The organism is Bacillus sp. AFS055030, assembly GCF_002574545.1.
GTDB lineage: Bacteria > Bacillota > Bacilli > Bacillales > Bacillaceae_G > Gottfriedia.
Map to the genome: position 1 here is coordinate 18122 of NZ_NUGT01000005.1, position 11547 is coordinate 29668.

Annotated in this window: 12 protein-coding genes; 2 read left to right on the forward strand and 10 right to left on the reverse strand. The window is 30.5% G+C overall.

What is annotated here, in order from left to right; translation table 11 throughout:
* Positions 1-125: 125 nt before the first annotated feature.
* The 5 genes from CN925_RS01665 to CN925_RS01685 form a co-directional block, all read right to left on the reverse strand.
* Positions 126-422 (reverse strand): hypothetical protein, encoded by a 297-nt coding sequence (locus tag CN925_RS01665; protein ID WP_098844058.1) that lies wholly within the window; start codon positions 420-422, stop codon positions 126-128.
* Positions 423-626: 204 nt separating this feature from the next.
* Positions 627-1820 (reverse strand): CapA family protein, encoded by a 1194-nt coding sequence (locus CN925_RS01670; RefSeq protein WP_098844061.1) that lies wholly within the window; start codon positions 1818-1820, stop codon positions 627-629.
* Positions 1821-1941: 121 nt separating this feature from the next.
* The gene (locus tag CN925_RS01675; RefSeq protein WP_098844064.1) at positions 1942-2979 is read right to left on the reverse strand and encodes a hypothetical protein; all 1038 of its coding nucleotides are present in this window, start codon (positions 2977-2979) and stop codon (positions 1942-1944) included.
* A gap of 83 nt (positions 2980-3062) precedes the next feature.
* Positions 3063-4520, reverse strand: coding sequence for a sensor histidine kinase (locus tag CN925_RS01680; RefSeq protein ID WP_098844067.1), 1458 nt, complete (start codon positions 4518-4520; stop codon positions 3063-3065).
* Positions 4517-5206, reverse strand: coding sequence for a response regulator transcription factor (locus CN925_RS01685; RefSeq protein WP_098844070.1), 690 nt, complete (start codon positions 5204-5206; stop codon positions 4517-4519). Before CN925_RS01685 ends, CN925_RS01680 begins: the two co-directional genes overlap by 4 nt.
* A gap of 264 nt (positions 5207-5470) precedes the next feature.
* Between CN925_RS01685 and CN925_RS01690 the strand changes: the two genes are divergently transcribed.
* Positions 5471-5803 (forward strand): hypothetical protein, encoded by a 333-nt coding sequence (locus tag CN925_RS01690; protein WP_098844072.1) that lies wholly within the window; start codon positions 5471-5473, stop codon positions 5801-5803.
* A 53-nt stretch (positions 5804-5856) separates the two neighbouring features.
* Here the strand turns inward: CN925_RS01690 and CN925_RS01695 are convergent, their stop codons facing one another.
* Together CN925_RS01695 and CN925_RS01700 are read right to left on the reverse strand one after the other, a co-directional pair.
* Positions 5857-6702: a class I SAM-dependent methyltransferase gene (locus CN925_RS01695; protein ID WP_098844075.1), complete on the reverse strand. Its 846-nt coding sequence runs from the start codon at positions 6700-6702 to the stop codon at positions 5857-5859.
* Between the two features lie 64 nt (positions 6703-6766).
* Entirely contained in the window at positions 6767-7486 is a 720-nt protein-coding gene (locus CN925_RS01700) for a toast rack family protein (RefSeq protein ID WP_098844077.1), read from the reverse strand.
* Positions 7487-7756: 270 nt separating this feature from the next.
* Here CN925_RS01700 and CN925_RS01705 point away from each other — a divergent pair, with 270 nt between their 5' ends.
* Positions 7757-9199 carry a flavin monoamine oxidase family protein gene (locus CN925_RS01705; protein WP_098844080.1) on the forward strand — a complete coding sequence of 481 codons (1443 nt, stop codon included), beginning with the start codon at positions 7757-7759 and terminating at the stop codon, positions 9197-9199.
* 68 nt (positions 9200-9267) lie between these two features.
* Here CN925_RS01705 and CN925_RS01710 read toward each other — a convergent pair whose 3' ends face one another.
* From CN925_RS01710 to CN925_RS01720, 3 genes are all read right to left on the reverse strand, one after another.
* Positions 9268-9837 (reverse strand): nucleotidyltransferase domain-containing protein, encoded by a 570-nt coding sequence (locus tag CN925_RS01710; RefSeq protein ID WP_098844082.1) that lies wholly within the window; start codon positions 9835-9837, stop codon positions 9268-9270.
* A gap of 65 nt (positions 9838-9902) precedes the next feature.
* Positions 9903-10163, reverse strand: a complete 261-nt coding sequence (locus CN925_RS01715; protein ID WP_098844084.1) for a hypothetical protein — start codon at positions 10161-10163, stop codon at positions 9903-9905.
* Position 10164: 1 nt separating this feature from the next.
* Complete coding sequence (locus CN925_RS01720; RefSeq protein WP_098844085.1) at positions 10165-11415, reverse strand: helix-turn-helix domain-containing protein; 1251 nt, start codon at positions 11413-11415, stop codon at positions 10165-10167.
* Between the last annotated feature and the right edge of the window lie 132 nt (positions 11416-11547).

Here is an 11547-nt window from a genome sequence, read left to right on the forward strand (position 1 = left end):
TTTCTACTTTGTTAACACTGCAAAATTTGTTAACACTGCAAAAATAAAAGCATTACTCATTTAAAATAGAGTAATGCTAGGTTTTACTTTATGTCTATCAAATCTTAACAAACTAATCGATCAAATTAAATTTTCGAAACTACCTTGTTTCTAACAAAGAAGAATACACCGATATTAATTAATAAATTTCCTAAAAATGCTGCTAATAATAACTGAATACCTGAAATCACACTTGCGTTATCACTAGCATTAAGGATCCACCAAATACTCGCAATGCCTAGGATGAATAGGTTAATATTAAATGCAATCGACATTGTAGCTAATACATTCTGTGTTTTATTTTGCATTTTAACTTCTACCCAAACAGATAAAATCAAGGATACGAAAATAATACTAAGGAATTCAATAAGCTGTAGATTCATTCTTATTCCTCCTAAATTTTATTTGGCAATCAACTTACTATTAGGGTATTCTTTTCATTCGTTATATAAGAATAATTCGTTATAACTGAAGAAATCCCTTCCAAAAAATAGCATTATTATTGCAAAAAATATCTTGTATAGATAACTTTTGGTTTAAAAATCCAAGGTATATTAAAGAAAGCAACCCATTCAAGGATTGCTTTCTTATTTTTCATATTGAGTCCAACTAGATCCATGAATCTTATTTGAAACATAAATTATTTTTTTCTTAACTCTTTGTTCTTCAGGGTCTTTTAAAAGTAATGGTTGGTAATTATTTCGGTAAGATACTGAAGAAACTGAAAATGGAACAACTTTTATTTCTTTTTGATTTGTGAGTATCCCATTATTTAGATGAAAGGTTTGTTGGAAAACAAATGTATCTTTGTCTTTAGGGTTTTTATTTCCGCCGAACATAAAATTCCCTAAACTATATACTATAAATTTTCCTTTATACTCTTCGATTCCTTGAACAACATGTGGATGATGGCCAAGTATTAAATCAGCTCCATGGTCGATTGCATAATGGGCCAAATTCTTTTGAGTACTATTTGGTACATAGTCTCGCTCGATTCCCCAATGGAAATGGATTAGAATGATTTTTACACCATTTTTTCTTAAATTTTGTATATCATTATTAATTTTAATCCTTAAGTCAGGTGAATCATTCCAACCTTCATATCCTAGTGCAGCAACTTTAACCCCTTTAATCGTCGTTACATATTGATCGTTATAGCCAAAATAACCTATTTTTTCTTTTTTTAAATTGTTAATTGTATCTTCAAAACCTTTTTGCAAATAATCATGGCTATGGTTATTGGCTAAATTGACTGCTTCAATCCCACTTAACGTTAATATTTTGGCATAAGAAGGATCACCTTTAAAACGGAATGTTTTAGTTGCCTTAATTTTTGAATTCGTTAACGTCGTTTCTAAATTAACAGTTGATAAATCATCTTGTTTAAAGATATTATTTAGCCCTTTTGTAAAATAAGCTAATCCATTTTTATTTGCTTCTGCTGGAAAAGAATTAACATATTGAAAATCTTCATCAAATCCAAGTGTAAAGTCACCAGCTGCACTAATTTTAATAGACGTTTCTATATTTTTTGGTATTGTAGTATTGTTATTTTCTGGCTTTTGAACTGGTGGCTTTGTAGCTGGCTTATTAATCGATTTTGGTTTTTCCACTACTTTATTTTTAGTTTCGTTTTTTACTAAATTGCTTTCTTCATAAACTTTCTTATAAATAAAATAACTAAATCCTGATAAACAACCAAATAGAAACAATGTCATAATCCATATAACTATTTTTTTACTTTTTCTTTTTTCAGTACTTTTATCCTTCCGACTCCTCATATGTTTTTATTTCTCCTTTTTATCTCTATACTGGAAATATATTTTCGTATCCTTTCTTAAAGTGAAAAAAGAGAAAGTGAGCATTTCTCTCACTTTCCTATAGAAGAAACTATTTCGTTTCTTAATTTTTCAACGTTAATACATAAGACACAAATTCATTTAGACGCTCTTTTAATATCACTTTAGAAACCAATAGTTTTTTACCAGATGGACTCCAAGTAATTGGTCCAGCAAGCTCGTCTAAATCAGTCGATAATTGTGTTATCTTTCTAGATTTGACATCGCTTACGAATAATCCTCTTTCTCCCTTATCTTCCGAAATTACGGAAAAAGCTAATGTTTTGGAGTTTGGCGACCAACCTGCACCGAAAATTTGAGTTCCAGTAGCTAAAGATACTGTTTTTCTTCCATTTTCATCGGTAATAAACAACTCTCTTTTAGTTGGTGCAATTTTTCTAACAATAGCGAATTGCTTTTGATCAGGAGACGGAATAACCCATTCAACTTTATGCTCGTTGTATTTTTTTCTAATTAAATTAACTTTATCAGAGTTAGCATCAATCTTTCTTACTTGTCCATTAATATCAGCTGAAAACATTTGCTGAAATATTGTTGAATAAATGATTGTTTCATTATTGATCCATCGTCCCTCTGTCGCAAATGCAAAAATGGTATCCGGCTCTGACACTTTAACCTTACCGGTTCCTTCAGAATTTATAATATAGCCAGTACCAGAAGTTCCATCCTCTGTTATCTTATAAAAAATATGCTTTTTATCAGGTGAAATAACGGCTCCTACTTGGTCATGTTCCTCACTTGCTAATACTTTCGATTTGTTCGTGCTTAGATCATATGAAAATAAATTAATGGGATAAGTATACTCACCATTATCTGTCATAACTGATTTTGGTAATTTCGTATTTTTTTGTTCAGTTAAAATCGTATGATCATCCAACCAATCCGTCCCACGAATCCCTTCATAACGATCTATTTTCTCAAGGGCTAACTCGTTTGTTACAACCTCTTCATTTCCTGTTAATACGGTAATTTTTTTATGTTTTTTTTCAATCACTATATCTTCATTTTGATTTTGACATCCAGTTATTAGTAGAAATGTACTAACTAGAAAAAATACTTTCATCAAACACTTGTTAAACATCGCATCACTCTCCTATTTTCGATTTTATGATACGTTTAAGTTGTTTCAATTTTTACCTTTTCATGTTTCCAATTTGTAAACTTTTACTTAACTAACGGAAATGTAATGATAAAATTGGATCCACTACCTTCTGTTGATTCAACACGAATCGTACCATTTTGCTTTTCAATTAAATCTTTTGTTAAAGCAAGCCCTAAACCAGATCCCCCAGATTGACGCGAACGGTCCTTATTTACGGTAAAAAATGGTTCAAATATTTTTTCCACTAATTCCGAGGAAATACCAATCCCTGTATCAGATATATTAATAACTAAGCGATCATTTTCAACCCTATTTGAAACGTTTATCTCACCATTCGTTTTATTATATTTAATCGCATTATCTAATAAATTCATAATGATTAATGTAAAGCTTTCTTTATCAATAAGAATGGTTGCATGTTCAAAATTTGTGCGGATTGATAAGCCAAACTTAGTCATTTTCCCTTTCATTCTTAAACAGATGTCTTCTAAAAGGGAAAATACATCGACTTTTTCTTTTATAATTTCAAAGTCATATTTCTCAAGTTCTGCTAATTTTAATATTTTTTCAACCATATCATAAAGTCGAAGTGATTCTTTTCCTATATTACTAATTGCTTCTTCTAATAATTTTGGATCATCCGAATACATGTCTAATAAATCGATATAAGCCCTTATTACAGTCAGTGGGGTTTTAAACTCATGAGTAATTGATCCAATAAATTGCTTTTGTTGTTTTTCTAAAACTTTAAGCTTTTCAACAGCTAATTGGAGATTTTCTTTTTCTTGTTGAATGCCTTTTATATTATGTTGAATTTCATTACTCATGTAAAAGATCGCTTGGCTTAAATAACCAAGCTCATCTTTTCGACTTAAAGTAGGCCGGTCAGGATAGTTTCCTAATTTAATTTCCTCCGTTACTTTCCTAAGTTTTAAAATACTCATAACAAGAGTATTAAAAAAGAAATATCCAATAATAAAACTAAGAATTGTCGTTATTAAACCAATTTTTGTAAACAGTTTAATGGTACTATCATAAAACTCCTGATTATTAATTAATGAATAATCGAACTGAACAACTCCTATTTGCTTATTAGCATTATAAATAGGTGCAAAATAAGATAATGTTTCGCCACTCTCCTGATATGCAATTTTACCTTTTAGCGCATAACTTAACGTATCTCCTACATCTCTTGTAGATTGTAAAGGAAGAGAGTCACCTGCAACTTTTCCATCCATATTAAAAATTGTGACATGAAGACTACTAATAATCCCAATCTGTCTAGCGATTTCCCGACCATATCGTTTAAAAAAATCTTGAGGATTCTCCGATGTTTGACTTAAATAAACTTGCTTCACATATACATTTGCTAATTTACTTTGCCTAGCAAGAGTTTCTTCAGTTTGTTTTTGCTGGTTTTGTTTGATCCCTTGTAAAACTAATATACTTAATACAATGACAGTTCCAATTAATAGCATAGCTAAAAACAAGCTCGACTTAACTTTTATACTTAATTTCATTTAGTTTCACTAGATATCTTATATCCGACTCCAAAAACAGTGTGAATTAAATGTTGATAAGAATTACCAAGCTTCTTACGTAAACGTTGGATATGAATATCGACAGTTCTCGTTCCACCGATATACTCCATTCCCCACACTAAATCTAATAATTCATCTCTACTAAAAATTCGATCAATATTAGAAATTAATAAAACAAGAAGGTCGAATTCTTTTGGGGTTAATTCTAAATTGGTTCCATCAACTATCACTTTTCTTTGAGCAGGAATTACTTGTAGCTTATTAATTGAAATGCTCTTTTTTTCATCAAGTGAAGATTGTTTTTTTAATCTTCGGAGTAAAGATCTAGTTCTAGCAAGTAATTCCCTAATATCAAACGGTTTTGTTATATAATCATCAGCTCCAAACTCTAATCCTAAAACTCGATCAATAATATCATCTTTAGCTGTAAGTAAAATAATGCCAAGTCCTTCTTTATTTCCTATTTGTTTACATAAGTCTAAACCATTCATTACAGGCATCATAATATCCGATATTAAAATATCCGGTTTAAAAGCTGGAATCTTATCCAATGCTTCTTTTCCGTTAAATGCATATTCTACGATAAATCCTTCTCTACGAAATGCGTAAGTTAATGGATCTACAATACTTTTTTCATCATCTACAATTAATACTTTCGCTTGCAATTACCTCACCTAAATTCATAATTTATGTTTTTATCTTTATTCCTTATATTTTATTTTTTGATTATTAATAATTTCCTTAGAAAAAATTATAGATGGCTCAGTATGGAATTACTAAACGTTTTTCATATAAATGCAAAAAATTTACAACTTGGAAACATCTTGTTCTTTTTTAATCTATGTTCTGATCATTAATAGTTTGGACAATATTCTAGTGCTTTATCTGAAATCATACATTTAGTAATGAATATAAATGGGAGGGATTCCATGGAAAATTACCATATTCGAAATATGCAAGATAAATGTAAAAAATATAAACTATGCCATGTAGTGTTTCAAACTTCTGAAAGAGCATTATTAGAAGGGGTATTATTAGATAACAATTTGAGTAGCGCGGACTTACTCGTCCCACAAGACCTCGCCGCACCTGAATCACGATATTTTGAAGTAAGACAAAGCAGTGGTGAAACTTTTAGCCCTAGATACCGAGTATATAAAAAAGTCACTGTACCACTTTCTTCAGTTGAAGCAATATACTTGTATCCGTATTACTACCCAAGTTTTCCATATATTTATCATAGAAACTATCATCCTCAATAGTAAAAAAAAGCATCTAAAAAATTAGATGCTTTTTCATTTTAAATTTTGAAGTTTTATTTCGCTACAAATACAAATACCGATAAAGGTTTGATTACAATAGAAGTGATAGACTCTTCTAGCATTTTTACTTCTGATCGGATTAGTTCATTTAATTTACTTGGTAAATTTTCAATATTATTTAGTTCGATATCTATATCTTCTAAAGTCTTTTTAACTTCCCAGCTACCATCTTGTAAATTTGGGGAGTTTATCGTTGTTTCATTCATTATGTTCCATCCTGAATCTTCACAAATATTTTTAATATCATTTGGAGTAAATAGGGTGCGAATGTTTGATTCACTATTCTGTTTTAATGACTCATACTGAGCCTGAATTAAAATAGATAATAAATGTGGATATTGTTCAATTGAACTAATTCTAGTATCCCATTCAGCAAAGCATAATTTTTTACCCCACTTTTTAATCTTTTTTAAGACAGCAATCAATTCTTCTTTTGATTTTAAGTACCAGGAACAGTGGGACATAACAATATAATCAAACTCATGTTCACGAAAATCAACAGTTGACGATAATATGTCAATTTCAAACTCCATTTTTAATTGATTACCTAAATTCGATTGTAATAAGAAGTCTGCTGAATCCCCTAATGAAATAGGACTTCCGTATGTTCTTGGGCCAATATCAATACCATGAACAAGTCCATTTTCCCCGACACTATAAGCTAAAACGGCAGTCGTATCTCCTTGACCACAACCTATTTCTAATACTTTACTTCCCATTTCTATATTCCAAAACTCAACTAATTTAAAACGATGTTCTGTTTGAATTCTTTGTAGATCAGACATCCCCTTACCTGATGCCATACAATCAATTACTGATTCAACTGCGTTTTTTATCATTGAATTCCTCCTTAAAAATAAAAATATATATGAAACTATTTTTCTATTACGTTCAAATTGATTATTAATCTACCTTAAAGTTTACCTCTCCTACACCTAAGTCCATATTTATTGTTAATTTAACATCAGCGTTCTCATATGCTTCATTAACATAAACACCATTACCTTTCGAAATAAAATCAGCAATATTTGCCTTGCCAATTCCCTTGCTTAAATTAATCTTTACACCTACATCAGAAGGTAACACGATGGTCGTTTTCCCAAGGCCAGTTTCAATATTTGCATCGAAGCTTTTATTCCATTGTCCACCTAAATTAACATTTAGTTCTCCGACTCCAGCCTCGATTTCTAATTTATTTAAATCCAGTCCACGTAAATCAAGATTTGTTTTTGATGCGCCTGTATTCACATTTAAATCAACCGGAAGTTTATTTGAAAGCTTCAAATTCCATTCATTCTTATATTTGCCAATATTCACTTTTGGAAAATGCTTTTTAGATTGGTCAATTCTTACTTCTCCCGTGGAATCTTTAAGTTTATATGATACATCTGGATTTAAATATATATTGTTATATTCAATCGTACCGTCTACCCAATTTTTTGTACCTTTTGAAACATTCATTACTCCGGCACCTAAATCTAAATTTACATCCAATTTTTTAGCTTGATCTTTATGAATAGTAACAGTTTCTTCTTTTACCTTTTCATTGTTAAAAATTGAACAACTAGCAAAAACGAATACTGATGTAATTATTAATAAAGCAGCAATAAATATTTTTTTCATTTTTTAACCTCCAATTGAAAACTTCTACTAATCTCATTTTATGGAAATTAAAAAATCTAGATAACATCCTGCAGTATCAATCTGTCTACGACCAAAGTATGAAAGTAATAAAAGAAGGAGATATCCTATTATTATATTTTCTGGCAGCATTCTCCTTTAATTGTTATAAAAAAGATTAATAATACACCTTCAAATTTAAATCAATCAATTACATACGTTTTCTTGAATGCGAATACAGTATAACGAAGGAATTGTAAAGGAGGAGAATAAATGACAAGTTCTCCACTAACAACTGAACAAATGATTTTAATTATTCAAAACGGACTTAGAAAAACTGAATTCCCCAAAAAAGTAGTGATTGTTGGTGCTGGAATGGCCGGTTTGACAGCAGCTTCATTGTTAAAGGATGCAGGACACCATGTCACCATTATAGAGGCAAATGATCGAATTGGAGGTCGCGCTTATACTTTGCGTGCCCCGTTTAGTGATGGACTATATTTAAATGCTGGTCCATTACGAATCCCAAATATCCATCATTTAACATTAGGATATATTCGAAAATTCAACTTGCCAGTAAATGAATTTATTAATGAAACGCCAAACGATCTCATTTATGTAAATGGAATAAAAACGAATCAAGCTAACTATAAAAAAAATCCCGATCTATTAAACTTTCCAGTAGCAGCAAACGAAAAAGGAAAAACATCAGATGTATTATTGGATCAAGCATTGCAGCCATTTATCAACTTTATTAATCAAAATCCAATAACGAATTGGGAAATCGTCGAAAAAGGGTATGGTAATATTTCATTTGGTTCCTTTTTAAATTCATACTTTTCAGTAGGTGCAGTTGATATGATTGGTGTACTACTAGATTTTGAAGCATTTATGGGAATGTCCTTTTTAGAAGTATTGAGGGAACAAGTCGCTTTTAAATCCGCAACGAAATTTTATGAAATAACAGGAGGAATGGACTTATTACCAAAAGCGTTTCTTCCTCAATTAAAAGATACTATTCGATTAAATCAAAAACTGACGAAAATTATTCAAAATGGTAATTCCATAACAATCCAAACAACTGACAAAAATACCTCAAGCCAGTACAGTATGAACGCTGATTTTGCCATCATAGCTATACCATTTTCACTCTTAAGATTTGTGGAGATTAAACCATTCCATTCGATTTCTTATTACAAACGAAAAGCAATTCGCGAAATAAACTACATGTCTGCAACAAAAATAGGAATCGAGTTTAAAAGTAGATTTTGGGAGAAATATGGTCAATTCGGTGGTATGTCAACAACCGATTTGCCTACCAGACTTTCACTCTATCCTAGTACAGGGTTTGGTAACACTGGTAGTGCAGTAGTGAATGCAAGCTATACATGGTCTGATGAGGCGCTAACATTGAGTGCTTTAACTGAAGAAGAACGCATTCAGTATGCTTTACGGGACTTGGCTAAGATTTGGGGTAAACAAGTTTATTCTGAATATGTAGCTGGAACCTCCTTTAGCTGGAGTCAAAATCCATTTTCAATTGGTGCCTTTACATTTTTTGAACCGGGACAAGAGGAAGAACTGAATTCTTATATAAGCAGTCCTGAGGGAAGATTACACTTTGCAGGGGAGCACACTTCTCGTTCTCACGCATGGATACAAGGTGCAATTGAATCAGGGATACAGGCTGCTAATGAAATTAATAGCTTATACTAAACTACAAAAAGTAAGAAAGACCGGGTAATTACTTCCCGGTCTATTTTAATCTAAAAAATAACATCTTTTTATTTTAAATCTTCAAGCCATTCATGATTAGGATGATGGATCAAGATCGCTTCACGTAACCATGTTTTCTGTGAGGAATCTAAATAATCCTTCACGTTTTTAAAATCCTGATGATCCTTTTCTCTCGTATTACGAACCTTATATAAAAGCACTATTTCTGGATTCAAGTAAGGAATCCCTTCATTTGAAACACTATAAAGTGAGTCAAGCTTACATGTAATCGATTTATCTCTTCTAAACTTCCATTCATTTAACTCGATTTCATTTAATAAAACTTCTAATTCATCTTTTGTCTTATCATTTTCGCCATGTATTTCGTGAATAGGTAGTTCTAAATATTCATTTTCCCAAGTTGATAATTTGCCTCTAAAGACTTTATTAAACGTCCAGTTATGTAAATACTCTTTAAGACATAGCTGATCATTTCGTGCAATGACGATTTCAAGATCATGATGATTTCTTGTCTTTTTTTCTAAGAAAAGGTCAATCGCCCATCCTCCAGCTATATACCAGCCTTTATTAAAATCCTGCATTAATTTATTTATTTTAAAGCATTGTTCAAAAGACATTGCCTTCCTACCTCCTAATTAAAAAAGTACCACACAAAATGTATGATACTTATTAATGGATATATTTAGTTTCGAATAAATAATAATTTTTCTACTTTAGGATGAATCGGCTCATCTCCCAAAGAACGAGTTGATCGATCATATGGTTGAAACCCTTCATCTGTAGACTCATTTTGATTAATATCATCTGAGTTCGTCTGCGTTCCTGGGTTATCTGAAACAATTGAAGTCTCATAACCATCGGAAACTAAATTAGGACCATAATTAATAGATAGAACAGTGAACAAACAAAATATTGTTATAATGTTGGATAGTCTTTTCATCATGTTATTTCCTGCTTTCGATAATTTTTAATAGAGTGCTATTGTATTCTTTATATAACATGTTTTGTTTTTCTAATGATTCGTGTTTTTCGTAGTAATTTGTAACAACATCATAGTATTTGATTAATTTTTCATAATCATTGGTTTGAACCCATAATGGTAAGCCAACTTCACGTAAATATTTAACTAAATTTGCTTCGTCTTTTTTCGCTTCTAGTAATAAAACTTTCATTCGAATATAAGATGCACTATTTTTATCCTTTATTTTAGAGAGATTCTTACATAACAGCTTAGTAGCCGTCTCGTTATCGTTCATGATCATCATATTATTCGCTATATTTGAAATGACTAAAAAATAATCTTCAGTCCCCTCCTGTATATTCGTTAAATATTCTTGATAATACTTTATTGCTTTTTTATGTTGATTAGAATGATAGTATAAATAGCCTAAATTATGTAAAGCACTCATATGTATTGTTTTATCACTTAATATGGCTGAAGAATCTAATATTTCTATTAGAAATTGCTCGGCTCGATCTAAGAATTTGCTCTTTATTAATTGAAGTGCAAGCAACATTTTTGCATCTAGAATCCGTTTAATATTATTATTTTGTAGAAAAATAGGTATCGCCTTATTACAAAAATACATAGATAAGGAAGTCTGATTTATAAAGCTATATACTAAAGCTCTATAGAAGCAATATTCCTGGAAATCGATTTCAAGGTTTGGCGTAATTTCTTGTACTTCATCCATTACTAGAAGAGAGTCATTATATCTTTTTTCTTTTATGTAATATATTGATAGTGTAAACAAATATTTAATCGTTTCATATTGGGAAAATTTCTTCCTTTTTATCTCAAGTTGTTTCCATTTTTTCTTTGCCATTTTAAGATCTTCTATAAATATATAATATCTCCAAATTGTAATACAAAAATCATTTGATATATTCGTATAATTTATACTTTCCTCTTGATTAATTAATTCTTCATACAGCATTTTACTAGAATCATAGTCAGCTCGTTCGATTGAATTCCATAATCGTTTAAGTTGACCATTCACTTTTTCTATACTGTCATTTTCATCTATTTCAACTCGCATCTTTTTTAAAAGTAATTCAATCGTTTCTATACCAGCCTCTTTTGTACCATTTTCAATTTTACTTAAATGCGAAACAGAGCAAATTCCTTCACTTAATTTCTCCTGGGTCCATCCTAATTTTTTTCGATGATGAAAGATCATCATGCCATAATTCATAATAAAATCTCCTGTTCTGCTTTATTTAAAATAGAAATTTATATGATTAGAAACTTTTAATTTCCTATATTAATATTTTTATTTTTCTCTTAACAATTAAATTTTATTAAATTTTCCGACAGATTAATATAC

What these genes read in the sequence shown, in the direction of transcription:
- CN925_RS01665 (WP_098844058.1), bottom strand. Translation starts at nt 422, where the DNA reads ATGAATCTACAGCTTATTGAATTCCTTAGTATTATTTTCGTATCCTTG.
- CN925_RS01670 (WP_098844061.1), bottom strand. Translation starts at nt 1,820, where the DNA reads ATGAGGAGTCGGAAGGATAAAAGTACTGAAAAAAGAAAAAGTAAAAAA.
- CN925_RS01675 (WP_098844064.1), bottom strand. Translation starts at nt 2,979, where the DNA reads ATGTTTAACAAGTGTTTGATGAAAGTATTTTTTCTAGTTAGTACATTT.
- CN925_RS01680 (WP_098844067.1), bottom strand. Translation starts at nt 4,520, where the DNA reads ATGAAATTAAGTATAAAAGTTAAGTCGAGCTTGTTTTTAGCTATGCTA.
- CN925_RS01690 (WP_098844072.1), top strand. Translation starts at nt 5,471, where the DNA reads ATGGAAAATTACCATATTCGAAATATGCAAGATAAATGTAAAAAATAT.
- CN925_RS01695 (WP_098844075.1), bottom strand. Translation starts at nt 6,702, where the DNA reads ATGATAAAAAACGCAGTTGAATCAGTAATTGATTGTATGGCATCAGGT.
- CN925_RS01700 (WP_098844077.1), bottom strand. Translation starts at nt 7,486, where the DNA reads ATGAAAAAAATATTTATTGCTGCTTTATTAATAATTACATCAGTATTC.
- CN925_RS01705 (WP_098844080.1), top strand. Translation starts at nt 7,757, where the DNA reads ATGACAAGTTCTCCACTAACAACTGAACAAATGATTTTAATTATTCAA.
- CN925_RS01710 (WP_098844082.1), bottom strand. Translation starts at nt 9,837, where the DNA reads ATGTCTTTTGAACAATGCTTTAAAATAAATAAATTAATGCAGGATTTT.
- CN925_RS01715 (WP_098844084.1), bottom strand. Translation starts at nt 10,163, where the DNA reads ATGATGAAAAGACTATCCAACATTATAACAATATTTTGTTTGTTCACT.
- CN925_RS01720 (WP_098844085.1), bottom strand. Translation starts at nt 11,415, where the DNA reads ATGAATTATGGCATGATGATCTTTCATCATCGAAAAAAATTAGGATGG.